This is a genomic window from Pseudomonas sp. LBUM920, assembly GCF_003852315.1.
Taxonomy (GTDB): Bacteria; Pseudomonadota; Gammaproteobacteria; order Pseudomonadales; family Pseudomonadaceae; genus Aquipseudomonas.
Genome location: NZ_CP027762.1, coordinates 1003545 through 1020711 on the forward strand (window position 1 = coordinate 1003545; position 17167 = coordinate 1020711).

At 60.8% G+C, this 17167-nt stretch carries 14 protein-coding genes; 8 read left to right on the plus strand and 6 right to left on the minus strand.

Annotation, left to right across the window (positions count from 1 at the left end; all coding sequences use genetic code 11):
* Positions 1–6 precede the first annotated feature (6 nt).
* Both garD and C4J83_RS04475 read left to right on the plus strand, forming a co-directional pair.
* Positions 7–1560 (plus strand): galactarate dehydratase, encoded by a 1554-nt coding sequence (garD, locus tag C4J83_RS04470; RefSeq protein WP_124416434.1) that lies wholly within the window; start codon positions 7–9, stop codon positions 1558–1560.
* 228 nt (positions 1561–1788) lie between these two features.
* A complete protein-coding gene (locus C4J83_RS04475; RefSeq protein ID WP_106578659.1) occupies positions 1789–2730 on the plus strand; it encodes an AEC family transporter in 942 nt (313 codons plus the stop codon).
* 109 nt (positions 2731–2839) lie between these two features.
* Here the strand turns inward: C4J83_RS04475 and C4J83_RS04480 are convergent, their stop codons facing one another.
* The 6 genes from C4J83_RS04480 to gatC form a co-directional block, all read right to left on the minus strand.
* The gene (locus tag C4J83_RS04480; protein ID WP_106578660.1) at positions 2840–3223 is read right to left on the minus strand and encodes a carboxymuconolactone decarboxylase family protein; all 384 of its coding nucleotides are present in this window, start codon (positions 3221–3223) and stop codon (positions 2840–2842) included.
* Positions 3220–4266, minus strand: coding sequence for a calcium/sodium antiporter (locus tag C4J83_RS04485; RefSeq protein WP_124416435.1), 1047 nt, complete (start codon positions 4264–4266; stop codon positions 3220–3222). The genes C4J83_RS04480 and C4J83_RS04485 overlap by 4 nt, the downstream gene beginning before the upstream one ends.
* Positions 4267–4324: 58 nt before the next feature.
* Positions 4325–4696: a septal ring lytic transglycosylase RlpA family protein gene (locus C4J83_RS04490; protein ID WP_106578662.1), complete on the minus strand. Its 372-nt coding sequence runs from the start codon at positions 4694–4696 to the stop codon at positions 4325–4327.
* Positions 4697–4855: 159 nt separating this feature from the next.
* Positions 4856–6301: an Asp-tRNA(Asn)/Glu-tRNA(Gln) amidotransferase subunit GatB gene (gene gatB, locus C4J83_RS04495; protein WP_124416436.1), complete on the minus strand. Its 1446-nt coding sequence runs from the start codon at positions 6299–6301 to the stop codon at positions 4856–4858.
* 10 nt (positions 6302–6311) lie between these two features.
* A complete protein-coding gene (gene gatA / locus C4J83_RS04500) occupies positions 6312–7763 on the minus strand; it encodes an Asp-tRNA(Asn)/Glu-tRNA(Gln) amidotransferase subunit GatA (protein ID WP_124416437.1) in 1452 nt (483 codons plus the stop codon).
* Positions 7764–7779: 16 nt separating this feature from the next.
* Entirely contained in the window at positions 7780–8067 is a 288-nt protein-coding gene (gatC, locus tag C4J83_RS04505) for an Asp-tRNA(Asn)/Glu-tRNA(Gln) amidotransferase subunit GatC (RefSeq protein ID WP_003171764.1), read from the minus strand.
* 210 nt (positions 8068–8277) lie between these two features.
* Here gatC and mreB point away from each other — a divergent pair, with 210 nt between their 5' ends.
* The 6 genes from mreB to C4J83_RS04535 all read left to right on the plus strand — a co-directional run bounded on the left by mreB (position 8278) and on the right by C4J83_RS04535 (position 17150).
* Complete coding sequence (gene mreB, locus C4J83_RS04510) at positions 8278–9315, plus strand: rod shape-determining protein MreB (RefSeq protein WP_002555108.1); 1038 nt, start codon at positions 8278–8280, stop codon at positions 9313–9315.
* Between the two features lie 187 nt (positions 9316–9502).
* Complete coding sequence (mreC, locus tag C4J83_RS04515; protein WP_372239319.1) at positions 9503–10594, plus strand: rod shape-determining protein MreC; 1092 nt, start codon at positions 9503–9505, stop codon at positions 10592–10594.
* The gene (gene mreD, locus C4J83_RS04520; RefSeq protein ID WP_017138250.1) at positions 10594–11082 is read left to right on the plus strand and encodes a rod shape-determining protein MreD; all 489 of its coding nucleotides are present in this window, start codon (positions 10594–10596) and stop codon (positions 11080–11082) included. The genes mreC and mreD overlap by 1 nt, the downstream gene beginning before the upstream one ends.
* 51 nt (positions 11083–11133) lie before the next feature.
* Positions 11134–11730: a Maf family protein gene (locus C4J83_RS04525; RefSeq protein WP_124416439.1), complete on the plus strand. Its 597-nt coding sequence runs from the start codon at positions 11134–11136 to the stop codon at positions 11728–11730.
* Positions 11731–11800: 70 nt separating this feature from the next.
* Positions 11801–13258, plus strand: coding sequence for a ribonuclease G (gene rng / locus C4J83_RS04530; protein ID WP_010213134.1), 1458 nt, complete (start codon positions 11801–11803; stop codon positions 13256–13258).
* A gap of 76 nt (positions 13259–13334) precedes the next feature.
* Complete coding sequence (locus C4J83_RS04535) at positions 13335–17150, plus strand: YhdP family protein (RefSeq protein WP_124416440.1); 3816 nt, start codon at positions 13335–13337, stop codon at positions 17148–17150.
* Positions 17151–17167 lie beyond the last annotated feature (17 nt).

Here is a 17167-nt window from a genome sequence, read left to right on the forward strand (position 1 = left end):
GATGTAATGCAGTTGATTGAACATGCCGACTCGCCGCGCTCGATCCGTTTGCACGAGCGCGACAACGTAGTGATCGTGGTCAACGATCAAGGCGTACCGGCCGGGACCGAGTTCCCGGACGGCCTGGTGACCGTGGATTTCATTCCGCAGAGCCACAAGGTGACGCTGGAAGATATCCCCGAAGGCGGTCAGATTATTCGCTACGGGCAGACCATTGGTTACGCCCTGGCGCCGATTCCACGTGGCAGCTGGGTGCAGGAAGATCAACTGCGCATGCCCACCGCGCCGCCGCTGGACAGCCTGCCGCTGTCCACCGAGGTGCCTGAAACCCAGGCGCCGCTGGAAGGCTTTACGTTTGAGGGTTACCGCAACGCCGACGGCACCGTGGGCACGCGCAATATTCTGGGCATCACCACCACGGTGCAGTGCGTCACCGGTGTGTTGGACCATGCGGTCAAGCGCATCAAGGATGAATTGCTGCCCAAATACCCGAATGTCGATGACGTGGTGGCGCTGACCCACAGCTACGGCTGCGGCGTGGCGATCACTGCGACGGATGCGTACATCCCGATCCGCACCGTGCGCAACCTGGCGCGCAACCCGAACCTGGGCGGCGAAGCGCTGGTGATCAGCCTGGGCTGCGAGAAGCTGCAGGCCGGGCAGGTGATGCACGACAACGACAGCTCCGTCGACTTGAGCGAGCCGTGGCTGTATCGGCTGCAGGATTCCAGCCATGGCTTTACCGAGATGATCGAGCAGATCATGGCGCTGGCCGAAGTGCGCTTGAAGAAACTCGACCTGCGCCGCCGCGAAACCGTGCCGGCGTCGGAGCTGATCCTGGGCATGCAGTGCGGCGGCAGCGATGCGTTTTCCGGCATCACCGCCAACCCGGCGCTGGGGTTTGCCTCGGACCTGCTGTTGCGGGCCGGGGCGACGGTGATGTTTTCCGAAGTGACTGAAGTGCGTGACGCCATTTACCTGCTGACCGCTCGTGCCCAGAGCAAAGAAGTGGCCCAAGCGCTGGTCAGGGAAATGGACTGGTACGACCGCTACCTGGCCAAAGGCGAGGCGGACCGTAGCGCGAACACCACGCCGGGCAACAAGAAAGGCGGGTTGTCGAATATCGTCGAGAAGTCCCTGGGCTCCATCGTCAAGTCGGGCAGCAGCGCGATCAATGCCGTGCTTGGCCCGGGCGAGCGTTTCAAGAGCAAGGGCCTGATCTTTTGCGCCACGCCAGCCAGTGATTTCGTCTGCGGCACCTTGCAACTGGCGGCCGGGATGAACCTGCACGTGTTCACCACCGGGCGTGGCACGCCGTATGGGCTGGCGATGGCGCCGGTGGTGAAGGTCTCGACGCGTACGGAATTGGCGCAGCGCTGGCCGGACCTGATCGATATCGACGCCGGACGCATCGCCACCGGGCGTGCGAGCATTGAGGAATTGGGCTGGGAGTTGTTTCACTTCTACCTGGATGTGGCCAGCGGCAAGAAGCAGACGTGGGCGGAGCGGCATAAGCTGCATAACGACATTACGTTGTTCAACCCGGCGCCCATCACCTGAGACCGACGCGGCCCCTGTAGGAGCAGGCTGGCCGGCGAGTGCAGTGTGTCAGTCAGCCCATCGGTTGCTGACACTCCGCTGTCGCAGGCAAGCCAGCTCCCACAGTTGATGGGTGAATACCTTCAACTGTGGGAGGGGGCTTGCCCCCGAAGGCGGCCTACCAGACGCCGCACGGCCGCATGGCTTATCATTAGCCACCTGACGACACCCACCAAGGTTCTTCCCGGCATGCTGGCTATCTTCCTCACCACCCTCACCATCACCGCGCCGGTGTTTGCCATGCTGTTTCTGGGTGTGCTGCTCAAGCGCATCAACTGGATCAACGACAACTTTATCCACACCGCTTCCTCCCTTGTCTTCAACGTCACCATGCCGGCGCTGCTGTTCCTGGGCATCCTGCACGCCGACCTGCACTCGGCGCTCAAGCCGGGTCTGCTGATCTACTTTGCGCTGGCCACGTTGCTGAGCTTTGCGCTGGCCTGGGGCTGGGCGATCTATCGTTGCCCGCGCGTCGACCGCGGTATCTACACCCAGGGTGCGTTTCGCGGTAACAACGGCGTGATCGGCCTGGCGCTGGCGGCCAGCATGTATGGCGACTACGGCATTTCCCTTGGCGCGATCCTCGCGGCGCTGGTGATCCTGTTCTACAACACCCTGTCGACCATCGTGCTGGCGGTGTACAGCCCGGTGATCAAGTCCGACCCGTGGAGCATCTTCAAAAGCGTGGTGGCCAACCCGCTGATCATCAGCGTGATTGCGGCCGCACCGTTCGCGATTTTCAAGATCGGCCTGCCGGGGTGGCTGGAGTCGTCCGGGCAATACCTGGCGGACATGACCTTGCCGCTGGCATTGATCTGCATCGGCGGCACCTTGTCGCTGGCGGCCTTGCGCAAAAGCGGAAGCATGGCCTTCAGTGCCAGCCTGGTGAAGATGATCGGCCTGCCGCTATTTGCGACGCTGGGCGCATGGCTGCTGGGCTTTAGGGGCCCGGAGCTGGGGATTCTGTTTTTGTACTTTGGCGCACCGACCGCGGCGGCGAGTTTTGTCATGGCCAGGGCGGCCGAGGGCAATCATGAGCTGGCGGCGGCGATTATTGTGATTACGACCTTGATGGCGGCGGTGACCACCAATATCGGGATTTTTGTGTTGCAGGCGGGTGGTTGGATCTGAACGTTGTGGTGGGGTTGAGGGCCAATCGCAGGCAAGCCAGCTCCCACAGTTTGATCGGTGAATGCAATCAAAGGTGGGCGCTGGCTTGCCTGCGCTGACTATCCAGCCGTCACGGCTTATCCGCCTGATACGCCTCAATCACTTCCTGCGCCGCCCGAAACGCATCAATCGCCGCCGGCACGCCGGCATACACCGCGCAATGCAGCAGTGCTTCGCGAATCTCTTCCACTGTGCAGCCATTGTTCAGCGCGCCGCGCACGTGGCCCTTGAGTTCCTGCGGGCACTTGAGAGCAGTGAGGGCGGCCAGTGTGATCAGGCTGCGCGTCTTCAGCGGCAGGCCCTCGCGGTTCCACACGCTGCCCCATGCATGCTCATTGACGAAATCCTGCAGCGGCTGGGTGAACTCGGTGGCATTGCCCAGGGCGCGGTCGACGAACACATCGCCCATGACCTGGCGACGCATTTCAACCCCGGACTTTTTCTGTTCGGTCATTGCGATTCCCTCTTGTGTTGGCGGCGCCAGGCTTGCAGCGAGGTGAACAACACAAACGCGACCAGCGCTGGCAGGACGTAATGCAGCATCAATTGTTCAAGCCGGGTGGCCAGCGGCATGCCGAAGGTAAACGACACCACATGCAGCCCATACGCCAGATACAACCCCAGAAACACCAGGCCTTCAGCGCGGGTGACGCGGTAGCCGCTGTAGAACACCGGCAGGCACAACACCACCACGCCGAGCATCACCGGCAAGTCGAAATCCAGTGCGTTAGGCGACACCGACAACGGCGAGGGCGCCACCAGCGCGGTGAACCCTAGTACGCCAAGCAGGTTGAACAGGTTGCTGCCGATCACGTTGCCCACGGCAATCTCGCGCTCGCCGCGCAACGCGGCAATCAGCGAGGTGGCCAGGCACGGCAGTGAGGTGCCAACACCGATCAGCGTCAGGCCGATGATGCGTTCGGACAGGCCCAGGTCGCTTGCTACATCCACCGCTGCCCCCAGCAGCAAATGCCCGGCCAGCACCAGAATCAACAACCCGCCCAGCATCAACAATGCGCTGCTGAGCCAGGGCGCGCGGGCCACCGTGTCCAGCGTGCGTGGACGGCGGGAATGGCGGGTCTGGTAGTGCAAAACACCGAGGTAGGCTATCAGCGCAACCAGTAAGAAAAGGCCGTCGAGCGGTGTCAGTTCTTCATTGCCGGCCAGGGTAAACACCAAGAGGCCGGCGAAAATCATCACAGGGATGTCCAGCCGCACCAACTGCCGCGAGACGCGCAGCGGAATGATCAACGCAGCTAGGCCCAGGGTGACGAGAGTGTTGAAGATACTGCTGCCGATGACGCTGCCCACGGCGATATCGGTATTGCCGGCCAGGGTGGCCTGCAGGCTTACGGTCATCTGCGGCGCACTGCTGCCGAAAGCGACGATGCTCAAGCCGATAATCAGTGGCCGCACCTTGAGGCTGGCCGCCAGGCGCACGGCGGCGCGCACCAGAATTTCGGCGCCGACGATCAGCAACACCAGGCCACTGATCAGCTCGATCAGGCTCCAGGGCGAGAGGGCGGTTAATCCGAAAATGGCCAGGGCTCCTTTATCAGTTGTTCAGCGCCTGCACGCGAACCCGTGCAGTGCCGCTGCCCAGCATACCGAGTTGTTCGGCAGCCTTGCGTGAAACGTCGATCAGGCGCCCACGGGTATGCGGGCCGCGATCGTTGACGCGCACGACCACGAATCTGTTGTTGTTAAGGTTGGTCACCTTGACCTGGGTGCCGAAGGGCAGGCGCCGATGGGCGGCGGTCAGGGTGTTCTGGTTGAAAGGTTCACCGCTGGCAGTCTTGTTGCCATGGTGCTTGGCGCCGTAATAGGAGGCGGTGCCGGTTTCGTCGTAGCCGTTGGGGTCGATGAGGCCGCTGGCGCAACCGGCCAACATAGAGAACAGGGCCAGCAGGCCGAGTAGACGCTTCACGTTAAGTAAGTCCCCATTGTAAATGTGGGATCTGGCTTGCCTGCGATACAGGTACCTCGGTGTTGCAGTTGCACCGAGGCGCTGCTATCGCAGGCAAGCCAGCTCCCACATGGGGTCCGAGTTGGGCATGAAATCCCGCCCGGACCCTTTCACCGCGAATCAGCCTTCGAGCTTGCTTTTCAGCAGTTCGTTCACCTGTTGCGGGTTGGCTTTGCCTTTGGAGGCTTTCATCGCCTGGCCGACAAAGAAGCCGAACATTTTGCCGCGCTTGGCTTCGTCTGCGGCGCGGTATTGCTCGACCTGTTCGGCGTTGGCAGCCAGCATTTCATCGAGAACGGCCGAAATCGCGCCGCTGTCGGTGACTTGCTTGAGGCCGCGCTTCTCGATGATCTCATCGGCGCTGCCTTCGCCTGCGGCCATCGCTTCAAACACGGTCTTGGCGATTTTGCCGGAGATGGTGTTGTCCTTGATGCGCAGCAGCATGCCGCCCAGTTGCTCGGCGGTCACCGGCGCTTCGTCGATTTCCAGGCCCTGTTTGTTCAACAGGCTGCCCAGCTCAACCATCACCCAGTTGGCCGCCAGTTTGGCGTCGCCGGCGATGCTCACGACTTTTTCGAAGTAGTTGGCTTGCTCACGGCTGGAAGCCAGCACGCTGGCATCGTAGACCGACAGGCCGAACTGCGCCTGGAAGCGCTCGCGTTTGTGCTGCGGCAATTCCGGCAGGGTGGCGCGGATGTCATTGAGGAACGAGTCTTCAAGCACCACCGGCAACAGGTCCGGGTCGGGGAAGTAACGGTAGTCGTTGGCTTCCTCTTTGCTGCGCATGGCGCGGGTTTCGTCTTTGTTCGGGTCGTACAGGCGAGTCTGCTGGATGACCTTGCCGCCGTCTTCGATCAGTTCGATCTGGCGACGCACTTCGCTGTTGATCGCTTTTTCGATGAAGCGGAACGAGTTGACGTTCTTGATCTCGCAGCGGGTGCCGAACTCGACCTGGCCCTTGGGACGGATCGACACGTTGCAGTCGCAACGCAGCGAGCCTTCGGCCATGTTGCCGTCGCAGATGCCCAGGTAACGCACCAGCGCGTGGATGGTCTTGACGTAGGCCACGGCTTCCTTGGCGCTGCGCATGTCCGGCTCGGACACGATTTCCAGCAATGGCGTGCCGGCACGGTTCAAGTCGATACCGGTAGCGCCGGGGAATTCTTCGTGCAGGCTCTTGCCGGCGTCTTCTTCCAGGTGCGCGCGGGTCACGCCGACCCGTTTGATGGTGCCGTCTTCCAGCGGAATGTCCAGGTAGCCCTTGCCGACAATCGGCAATTCCATCTGGCTGATCTGGTAGCCCTTGGGCAGGTCCGGGTAGAAGTAGTTCTTGCGCGCGAACACGTTGTGCTGGCCGATCTCGGCGTCAATCGCCAGGCCGAACATCACCGCCATGCGCACTGCTTCCTGGTTCAGCACCGGCAGCACGCCGGGCATGCCCAGGTCTACCAGGCTGGCCTGGGTGTTGGGCTCTGCGCCGAACGTGGTGGCACTACCGGAGAAAATCTTCGATTGGGTGGCGAGCTGGGTATGAATCTCCAGCCCGATCACAACTTCCCATTGCATAGTGTTCTCCTCAGAAGCCGGTTGGGGTGCGAGTGTGCCAGTCGGTGTTCAACTGGTACTGGTGCGCCACATTGAGCAGGCGGCCTTCCTGGAAATACGGGGCGAGCAATTGCACGCCGACCGGCAGGCCATCGACGAAACCAGCCGGCATCGACAAGCCCGGCAAGCCCGCGAGGTTGGCGGTGATGGTGTACAGGTCTTCCAGGTACTCGGCGATCGGGTCGCCGGTCTTGGCGCCGAGCTTCCAGGCCGGGTTCGGCGTGGTTGGGCCGAGGATCACGTCGACTTCTTCGAAGGCAGCCATGAAGTCGTTCTTGACCAGGCGACGGATTTTTTGCGCCTTGAGGTAGTACGCGTCGTAGTAGCCGGCGGACAGGGCGTAGGCCCCGACCATGATCCGACGTTGGACTTCGGCGCCAAAGCCTTCGCCGCGCGAGCGTTTGTACAGGTCTTCGAGGCCTTTCGGGTTTTCACAGCGATAGCCGAAGCGCACGCCGTCGAAGCGCGACAGGTTGGAAGAGGCTTCTGCCGGCGCGATCACGTAGTAGGCAGGAATCGCGTGCTGGTTGTTTGGCAGGCTGATTTCCTTGATCACGGCGCCGAGCTGTTCCAGCGTCTTGACGCTGTTGTGCACCAGTTCGGCGATACGCGGGTCGAGGCCGGCGCTGAAATACTCTTTCGGCACGCCAATACGCAGGCCTTTGAGCGAGGTATTGAGGCTGGCGCTGTAGTCCGGCACCGGTTCGTCGATGCTGGTGGAGTCCTGCTTATCAAACCCGGCCATACCTTGTAACAAAATCGCGCAGTCTTCAGCCGTGCGTGCCAGCGGGCCGCCCTGATCCAGGCTGGAGGCGTAGGCGATCATGCCCCAACGGGAAACACGACCGTAGGTCGGCTTCAAACCGGTGAGGTTGGTGAACGCGGCGGGCTGACGGATCGAGCCGCCGGTGTCGGTAGCGGTAGCCGCCGGCAGAAAGCGCGCGGCAACCGCGGCAGCCGAACCACCGGACGAACCGCCTGGCACGTGCTCCAGGTTCCACGGGTTTTTCACTGCGCCGTAGTAGCTCGACTCGTTGGCAGAACCCATGGCGAATTCGTCCATGTTGGTCTTGCCCAGGGTCACGGCGCCCGCGGCGGCCAGCTTGGACACGACCGTGGCATCGTAGGGCGCCTTGAAGTTGTCGAGCATCTTCGAGCCGCAACTGGTGCGAATGCCCTGGGTGCAGAACAGGTCTTTGTGGGCGATTGGTGCGCCCAGCAGGGCGCCATTCTCACCGTTGGCGCGACGTACGTCGGCGGCCTTGGCCTGGCTCAGGGCCAGCTCTTCGGTGAGGCTGATGAAGCTGTTGACCTTCGGATCAAGCTCGGCGATGCGCGCAAGCAGGGTTTTGGTCAGCTCTTCGGAAGAAAACTTTTTGTCGGCGAGACCGCGGGCGATCTCGGCCAGAGTCATGTGATGCATGAAAGGCTCTTTCCCTTTAGTCGATGACTTTCGGAACCAGGTACAGGCCGTTTTCGACCGCTGGCGCGATGGACTGGTAGGCCTCGCGATTATTTCGCTCGGTCACAACGTCTGCGCGCAGGCGCTGGCTGGCTTCCAGCGGGTGAGCCAGGGGCTCGATGCCGTCGGTATTGACGGCCTGCATTTGGTCAACCAGCCCGAGAATGCTGTTCAGGGCTGCGGTGGTCTGTGGAAGATCGGCTTCATTCAGGCCAAGCGAGGCCAGATGAGCGATTTTTTCCACGTCGGAGCGTTCAAGCGCCATGGGATTCTCCAGTGGAAAACAGAACGGAGGGCGTCCGTGTGTTAGATTGTCGGAACACTACCGCATTTCTACGGTCATATGGCCGCGATTGTGGGGGTTGGTGCACAGAAAGTCGGCCAATTTAGCACATTGGCGCCTTGCCCAAAATCCCTGTCGTTGTTAGAGTTTGCCGCACTTTTTTACCCACGCGTTGCCTAGGGTCCTTTCCCCATGTTCAAGAAACTGCGTGGCATGTTTTCCAGCGATCTTTCCATTGACCTGGGCACTGCCAACACCCTTATTTACGTGCGCGAGCGCGGTATCGTTCTGAATGAGCCATCGGTTGTGGCCATTCGGACCCATGGTAATCAGAAAAGTGTCGTTGCCGTTGGCACCGAGGCCAAGCGCATGCTCGGCCGAACACCAGGCAACATCGCTGCCATTCGTCCGATGAAAGACGGCGTGATCGCCGACTTCAGCGTCTGCGAGAAGATGCTGCAGTACTTCATCAACAAGGTTCACGAAAACAGTTTCCTGCAGCCCAGCCCTCGTGTGCTGATCTGCGTTCCATGCAAGTCCACCCAGGTTGAGCGTCGCGCCATCCGTGAATCGGCCCTTGGCGCCGGTGCCCGCGAAGTATTCCTGATCGAAGAGCCTATGGCTGCCGCTATCGGCGCCGGCCTGCCGGTCGAAGAAGCGCGCGGTTCGATGGTGGTGGATATCGGTGGTGGTACCACTGAAATCGCCCTGATTTCCCTGAACGGTGTGGTGTATGCCGAATCCGTGCGCGTAGGCGGCGACCGTTTCGATGAAGCGATCATTACCTATGTGCGTCGTAACTACGGCAGCTTGATCGGCGAATCCACCGCCGAGCGCATCAAGCAGGAAATCGGCACCGCTTACCCGGGCGGCGAAGTTCGCGAAGTTGATGTTCGCGGTCGCAACCTGGCCGAAGGCGTTCCACGTGCGTTCACCCTGAACTCCAATGAAGTGCTGGAAGCTCTGCAAGAGTCCCTGGCCACCATCGTTCAGGCAGTGAAGAGCGCCCTGGAGCAATCGCCTCCGGAGCTGGCTTCCGACATCGCCGAGCGTGGCCTGGTGCTGACCGGTGGTGGCGCCTTGCTGCGCGACCTCGACAAGCTGCTGGCTCAGGAAACAGGCCTGCCGGTGATCGTCGCCGAAGACCCGCTGACCTGCGTCGCCCGTGGTGGTGGCCGTGCACTGGAAATGATGGATAAACACACCATGGACCTGCTTTCCAGCGAATAAGATTGCCGGAATGGTTCATGCTTCGCCCGCAGGCAGCACTTTGCAGTGCTGCCTGTTGGCGTTTATCTTCTTCAATCTGCATCCAGGCCGGTTTGATGCCGTATGAATAAAGAGAACATTTGCCCGGGAGGAGCGGCTTATTAAACCGCTTTTCGCCAAAGGCCCCTCATTGGGCGTGCGCTTATTGGTGCTGGTCGTGCTTTCGGTCGCGCTGATGGTGGTCGATGCCCGCTTTGCACTGCTCAAGCCCGTGCGTAGCCAGATGTCGCTGGTGTTGATGCAGACTTACTGGATCACCGACCTGCCGCAACGGCTTTATCAGGGCGTGGCCAGCCAGTTCGGCAGCCGCACTGAGCTTGTCGCCGAGAACGAAAAACTCAAGACCGAAAACCTGCTCTTGCAGGGGCGCATGCAAAAGCTGGCGGCCCTCACCGAGCAGAACGTTCGGCTGCGCGAGTTGCTTAACTCTTCGGCATTGGTCAACGAGAAGGTCGAAGTGGCCGAGTTGATCGGCATGGACCCCAATCCCTTCACCCATCGCATCATCATCAACAAGGGTGAGCGCGACGGCGTGGTCCTGGGCCAACCGGTGCTCGACGCCCGTGGCCTGATGGGCCAGGTGGTCGAGCTGATGCCCTACACTTCGCGCGTGTTACTGCTGACGGACACCACCCACAGCATTCCGGTGCAGGTCAACCGCAACGGCTTGCGTGCGATTGCCAGCGGTACCGGTAACCCGGAGCGTCTTGAGTTGCGTCATGTGGCCGACACTGCCGACATCAAGGAAGGCGACCTGTTGGTCAGTTCCGGCCTGGGTCAGCGGTTCCCCGCGGGTTACCCGGTAGCGACGGTCAAGGAAGTCATCCACGATTCCGGCCAGCCGTTCGCCATTGTGCGCGCGGTCCCGACGGCTGCCTTGAACCGCAGCCGTTACCTGCTGCTGGTGTTCAGCGACAACCGTACGCCCGAAGAGCGTGCCAACGACGCTGCCCAGGCGCAGGAAGCAGAAGACAAGCAGAACGGCACCGCGCCGGTCATTCCTGCCACGGTGCCAAAACCAGCCTTTGTGGGCCCACCTGCACCTGTCGCGACCCCGGTCGCGCCAGTGGCGACGCCTGTCAAACCTGCGGCCCACAGCGCCCGCCCAGCCAAACCGACTGCGACCAAGCCACCGGCCACGACGCCGGCCACCACAGCGCCAGCGGCTAAACCGCCTGCCACGCCGGCAACCCGACCAGCGGCCGCAGCGCCGGCAACCACGCGGCAGAGGGAGGAATAATGGCCGGTACGCATTCGCGCAATGGCTGGATCGTCTGGCTGACTTTCGCCATCGGCTTGCTGCTCAGCGTTTCGCCGTTGCCGCAATTCATGGAAATCCTGCGACCGCTCTGGCTCGCCTTGCTCCTGGCGTTCTGGTCGCTGACCTTGCCGCATAAGGTAGGCATGGTCACAGCGATGTGCCTGGGCTTGGCGGAAGACGTGCTCTATGGCACCTTGCTTGGCCAGAACGCGCTGATCCTGACCCTGATTACTTTCCTGGTGCTGTCATTGCAGCAGCGGTTGCGCATGTTCCCGATGTGGCAGCAGTGCCTGGTGATTCTGGTGATCTTCGGCCTGGCGCAGTTGGTGCAACTGTGGCTCAGCGCATTGACCGGTAACCGCCAGCCGACCCTGGCCCTGGTATTGCCGGCCCTGGTCAGTGCGTTGCTGTGGCCTTGGGTCAGCTTCGGTCTGCGTGGTTTACGTCGCCGCTATAAAATCAATTGAATGGATTGCGAGGCTCTGCCTGGTTATCGAACCCTACAGGGAGAGTCTGCAATGAATTCGCTTTATCTGGCCTCGGGCTCCCCAAGGCGGCGTGAACTGTTGACGCAGATCGGTGTGCCTTTCACCGTGGTCAGCGCCGCCATTGATGAAACTCCTCATACAAACGAATCCGCCGTTGCCTACGTCGAGCGCCTTGCGCACGGCAAGGCCACGGCGGGTTTTGCTGCGCTTGAAAAGACTGCCGGCGCCTGCGTGCTGGGCGCCGACACGGCCGTGATCGTTGATGGTCAGATCCTTGGCAAACCGGTGGACCAGGCCGACGCCCTGGCGATGTTGATGGCCCTGTCGGGACGCGAGCATGACGTCCTCACCGCCATTGCTGTCACCGATGGCGAGCGCAGCGAAACTCGATGTGTAAGCAGCCGGGTACGTTTTCGCGCTATTTCTGTCGAGGAGGCTACAACCTACTGGCACAGCGGCGAACCTCAGGACAAGGCAGGCGGCTATGCTATCCAGGGGCTGGGATCGGTGTTTGTCGCCGGGCTCAATGGCAGCTATTCCGCCGTGGTAGGCCTGCCCGTGTGCGAAACCGCGCAACTGCTTGCTCAATTCGGCATACCCTGTTGGCAAAACCTTACCGCGCGCTGAACGCCGTATCCCAGCGCCAAGCCTTAAGCGATCGGTCACTATTGTGAAAACGCCTGAACGAGACCCAGCCATGAGTGAAGAGATTCTGATCAATATCACGCCGATGGAATCGCGCGTGGCGGTGGTAGAGAACGGTGTTCTGCAAGAAGTGCACGTCGAGCGCACCCAGAAGCGCGGCATTGTCGGCAATATCTATAAAGGCAAAGTGGTGCGCGTGTTGCCAGGCATGCAGGCGGCATTTGTCGACATTGGCCTGGACCGTGCCGCGTTTATCCATGCATCGGAAATTTCGCTGCGCGAAGGCCCTGCGGTTGAAAGCATCAGCGCGCTGGTACACGAAGGGCAGAGCCTGGTGGTGCAGGTCACCAAGGACCCGATCGGTTCCAAGGGCGCGCGGCTGACTACTCAACTGTCGATTCCTTCGCGTTACCTCGTGTACATGCCGCGCACTGCGCATGTCGGTATTTCTTTGAAAATCGAGGACGAAGCCGAGCGTGAGCGCCTTAAAAAGGTGGTCAGCGATTGTGTGGCTGCCGAGGGCATCAAGGAAGCGGGTGGTTTCATCCTGCGCACGGCCGCAGAAGGCGCCGGCGCCGATGAAATCCTCATGGATATCCGATACCTGCGGCGCCTGTGGGACCAGATCGGCGCACAGATCAAAACCATTGGCGCGCCGAGCGTGATCTATGAAGACCTTGGCCTCGCGCTGCGTACATTGCGCGATTTGGTCAGCCCGAAAATCGAGAAAATTCGCATCGACTCGCGGGAAACCTTCCAGCGCACCACACAATTTGTCGCCGAATTGATGCCGGAAATTGCCGACCGCCTGGAGCATTACCCCGGCGAGCGGCCGATCTTCGATCTTTATGGTGTCGAAGACGAAATCCAGAAAGCCCTGGAGCGCAAAGTACCGCTCAAATCCGGCGGCTACCTGGTCGTGGACCCGGCAGAAGCCATGACCACCATCGACGTCAATACCGGCGCGTTTGTCGGCCACCGCAATCTCGAAGAGACCATCTTCAAGACCAACCTTGAAGCCGCCACCGCGATTGCCCGCCAACTGCGCCTGCGCAACCTGGGCGGCATCATCATCATTGACTTCATCGACATGGAAGACGAAGAGCACCAGCGCCAGGTGCTGCGTACCCTCGAGAAGCAACTGGAGCGCGATCACGCCAAGACCAACATCATCGGCATCACCGAGCTGGGCCTGGTGCAGATGACCCGCAAGCGCACCCGCGAAAGCCTTGAGCAAGTGCTCTGCGAACCCTGCAGCAGCTGCCAGGGGCGCGGCAAGCTGAAGACCCCGGAAACGGTTTGCTACGAGATTTTCCGCGAAATCCTAAGGGAGGCACGCGCCTATCAGGCCGAAGGTTATAGAGTGCTCGCCAACCAGAAAGTCGTCGATCGGTTACTCGATGAAGAGTCTGGTAACGTCGCCGAGCTGGAGGGTTTTATCGGGCGCACGATTCGCTTCCAGGTCGAAACCATGTATTCCCAGGAACAATATGACGTGGTGCTGCTCTGATCCCCAATCGCTTAATTTCTTCGAGAACGGCAGACCTTGATCTGCCGTCCGTCAACTGCTTTGAGGGTCGCCTGACATGGAGCGTCTGATACGCTTTTTTGCCGCTTTGACCCGTTGGGGCCTGGGCTTGTGTGCCTTGGTGCTGGTGTTGGCTGCGGTGTACGTGAGCCTGGGTCGTGAATTGACCCCGCTGGTGGCTGAATACCGCGCCGAAATCCAAGCCAAGGCTCAGGCTGCGGTGGACATGCCCGTGCAAATCGGCAGCCTGGAAGGCCGCTGGAGCGGTTTCGCTCCCGTGTTGCTGGCTCACGACGTGATGGTCGGCGAGGGCAGCAGTGCCTTGCGCCTGGACCAGGTTGAAGTGGTGCCGGATATCTGGGCCAGCCTGATGGCCCGCGAGGTGCGCATAGCCCACCTGGAAGTCAGCGGGCTGCAGTTGAGCGTCAAGGAAGACAAGGACGGCCACTGGGCGCTCCAGGGCCTGCCGGTACAGGACGATCAGCCGTTGGACCCTGAGCAGTTGCTGACGCGCATGCAGATGGTCAAGCGCGTGTCGTTGCTCGATAGCCAGGTCACGCTGCAACCGTTCGGCCAGACGCCGCTGACCCTGACTTACGTGGGCCTCAGCCTGCACACCGGCGCCACTCGCCAGCGCCTCGATGCCCGCCTGACCCTGCCGGATGGCCAGCCACTGGCTGTGAACCTGCGTACACGTATTCGCGCCAGCGCTTGGAAAGACGGTGAGGTCCAGGCTTACCTGAGCCTTCCGCAAAGCGATTGGGCCAAATGGATACCCGGCAGGCTGACCCAGCAATGGAAAGTCACGCAGTTCAAGGCCGGCGGCGAATTCTGGCTGACCTGGGCCAAAGGCACCGTGCAAAGCGCGGTGGCGCGTCTCAACTCACCCCAGCTGAAAGGCAGCTACGCCGACCGCAAGCCGGTCCATATCGAAAACCTTGCCCTCACGGCTTACCTGCAACGCAGTGAGAGCGGCCTCAATGTGCTGTTTGACTCGTTGGCAATGAACATCGGTGACACGCGCTGGGAGTCGCGCCTGCAATTGCAGCAGAGCCTGGCTACCGACAAGGATCTGGAAGTCTGGAAGCTTCAGGCCGACCGCCTTGACCTCACGCCCATTACGCCGCTGCTGAATGCCTTGGCGCCCCTGCCGGAAGGCTTTGCTAAAGCCGTCGAACACCTCAAGGCCACTGGCATGCTGCGCAACGTGCTGGTGGATTTCCGTCCCCAGGACACGAGCGATCAGAAGGTCAGTTTTGCCGCCAACCTCGAGCGCATCGGGTTTGATGCCTACTTCGGCGCGCCGGCTGCGCGCAACGTGTCCGGCAGTATCAGCGGCGACCTGGGCCACGGTGAGTTGCGCATGGACAGCAAGGACTTCTCCTTGCACCTGTACCCGATCTTTGCCAAGCCGTGGCAATACATCCAGGCCAATGCACGCCTGACTTGGAAGCTGGATAAAGAAGGTTTCACCCTGATCGCCCCCTACATCAAGGTGCTCGGCGAAGAAGGCAAGGTTGCGGCAGACTTCCTGATTCGCCTGCATTTCGACCACAGCCAGGAAGACTATATGGACCTGCGGGTCGGCATGGTCGATGGCGATGGCCGTTTTACACCCAAGTATTTGCCGGCGGTATTGAGCCCGTCGCTGGATGAGTGGTTGCGCACAGCGATCCTCAAAGGCGCGGTTGACCAAGGTTTCTTCCAGTACCAAGGTTCGCTGAACCATGACGCACTGCCGGCTGCACGCAATATCAGCCTGTTTTTCAAGGTGCACGATGCCGAACTGGCGTTCCAGCCAGGCTGGCCGCATGTGAGCAAGGTCAATGGTGAAGTGTTTGTCGAGGAGAGCGGCGTACGCATCCTGGCGAGCAAGGGCCAATTGCTCGATACCAAGGTCAAGGACGTCTACGTCAATATTCCTCACGCGCCAGCCGGTAAAGACAGTCATCTGCTGATCACCGGTGGATTCGCGGGTGGTCTGGGGGATGGCTTGAAGATCCTTCAGGAAGCGCCGATCGGCACCGGCTCGACGTTTGCCGGCTGGAAAGGCGAGGGCGACCTGCAAGGCAAGCTGGACCTGGATATTCCGCTGGTCAAAGGCACCGAACCGAAGATTGTGGTGGATTTTCAGACCGACAAGTCCCGCCTGCAATTGGCCGAGCCGACTCTGGACTTGAGCCAGCTCAAGGGCGATTTCCGCTTCGACAGCACCAAGGGGCTGAGTGGCCAGAACATCTCCGCCCAGGCGTTTGATCGTCCGATCACCGCGCAGATCATTGCCGATGGCAAACCAGGCAATATCAGCACGCGCATCACCGCCAAAGGGCAGGTCACGGTTAAGCGCTTGACGGATTGGTTGAAAATTAGCCAACCGCTGCCGGTGTCCGGCGATATCCCCTACCAATTGCAAGTGACACTGGACGGCGCCGACAGCCAACTGATGGTCAGTTCCAACATGAAAGGCGTAGCGGTCGACCTGCCCGCACCGTTCGGCATGCCCGCCAGCCAGGGGCGCGACAGCGTGTTCCGCATGACCTTGCAGGGGGCTGAGCGCCGCTACTGGTTCGATTATGGCGAGCTGGCGAGCTTCACCTTTGCGTCGCCTCCAGACAAATTCAATGAGGGTCGCGGGGAGTTGTTCCTGGGGGACGGCGATGCCGTGCTGCCGGCTGCCAAAGGCTTGCGCATTCGTGGCGTGCTGTCGGAGCTGGATATAGACCCTTGGAAGAAACTGGTCGACCGTTACGCCGGCAATGACCCAGGCGGCAATGCCAAGCAACTGCTCAGCGGTGCTGATTTCAAGGTGGGCAAGTTGAGCGGTTTTGGTACCCAATTTGACCAGGTCAACCTTCAACTCGATCGCAAACCGTCCGCATGGGGGTTGCAGTTCGACAGCCAGCAAGCCAAAGGTGCTGTGAACCTTCCGGATGCCAAGGGCGCGCCTATTGCAATCAACCTGCAGTACGTGAAATTGCCGGCGGTGGATCCGAAAGCACAGGCCGACGAAAACGCGCCGGACCCGTTGGCGGATGTCGACCCCAAGGACATTCCAGCGCTGGATATCTCCATCAATCAACTGTTCCAGGGGCCGGACTTGGTGGGCGCCTGGTCACTGAAAGTACGGCCGACGGCCAAAGGCCTGGCCTTTAACAATCTGGACCTAGGCCTCAAAGGCATGCAGCTCAACGGCGCTGGTGGTTGGGAAGGCGCACCGGGTAACAGCAGCAGTTGGTACAAAGGTCGCCTGGACGGCAAGAACATCGCCGATGTGCTCAAAGGCTGGGGGTTTGCGCCGACGGTAACCAGTGAGGACTTCCATCTGGATGTGGACGGTCGTTGGCCGGGCTCACCGGCTTGGGTCGGTCCCAAGCGCTTCTCCGGTAGCCTGGATGCAGCGTTCCGTAAAGGCCAGTTCGTTGAGGTCGAAGGTGGCGCGCAGGCTCTGCGGGTATTTGGCTTGCTGAACTTCAACTCCATCGGGCGCCGCTTGCGTCTGGACTTCTCGGACTTGCTTGGCAAAGGCTTGAGCTATGACCGGGTCAAAGGCTTGCTCGCGGCCAGCAATGGCGTGTTTGTGACGCGTGAACCCATCACCATGACCGGGCCTTCCACCAACCTGGAGCTCAATGGCACGCTGGACCTGGTAGCCGACCGCGTCGACGCCAAGCTGCTGGTCACGTTGCCGGTGACCAATAACCTGCCGATTGCCGCTTTGATTGTCGGGGCACCGGCCATTGGTGGCGCGTTATTCCTGATCGACAAGTTGATTGGCGATCGTGTTTCGCGCTTCGCCAGCGTGCAGTACAAGGTGCAAGGGCCTTGGAAGGATCCAAAAATCACCTTCGACAAGCCATTTGAAAAACCAAACTGAGAGGCTGTGGAGTAGCA

Excerpts from the sequence above, each read along its gene's own strand:
- garD (WP_124416434.1), top strand. The coding sequence starts at position 7 with ATGCAGTTGATTGAACATGCCGACTCGCCGCGCTCGATCCGTTTGCAC.
- C4J83_RS04475 (WP_106578659.1), top strand. The coding sequence starts at position 1,789 with ATGCTGGCTATCTTCCTCACCACCCTCACCATCACCGCGCCGGTGTTT.
- C4J83_RS04480 (WP_106578660.1), bottom strand. The coding sequence starts at position 3,223 with ATGACCGAACAGAAAAAGTCCGGGGTTGAAATGCGTCGCCAGGTCATG.
- gatB (WP_124416436.1), bottom strand. The coding sequence starts at position 6,301 with ATGCAATGGGAAGTTGTGATCGGGCTGGAGATTCATACCCAGCTCGCC.
- gatA (WP_124416437.1), bottom strand. The coding sequence starts at position 7,763 with ATGCATCACATGACTCTGGCCGAGATCGCCCGCGGTCTCGCCGACAAA.
- gatC (WP_003171764.1), bottom strand. The coding sequence starts at position 8,067 with ATGGCGCTTGAACGCTCCGACGTGGAAAAAATCGCTCATCTGGCCTCG.
- mreB (WP_002555108.1), top strand. The coding sequence starts at position 8,278 with ATGTTCAAGAAACTGCGTGGCATGTTTTCCAGCGATCTTTCCATTGAC.
- mreD (WP_017138250.1), top strand. The coding sequence starts at position 10,594 with ATGGCCGGTACGCATTCGCGCAATGGCTGGATCGTCTGGCTGACTTTC.
- C4J83_RS04525 (WP_124416439.1), top strand. The coding sequence starts at position 11,134 with ATGAATTCGCTTTATCTGGCCTCGGGCTCCCCAAGGCGGCGTGAACTG.
- rng (WP_010213134.1), top strand. The coding sequence starts at position 11,801 with ATGAGTGAAGAGATTCTGATCAATATCACGCCGATGGAATCGCGCGTG.
- C4J83_RS04535 (WP_124416440.1), top strand. The coding sequence starts at position 13,335 with ATGGAGCGTCTGATACGCTTTTTTGCCGCTTTGACCCGTTGGGGCCTG.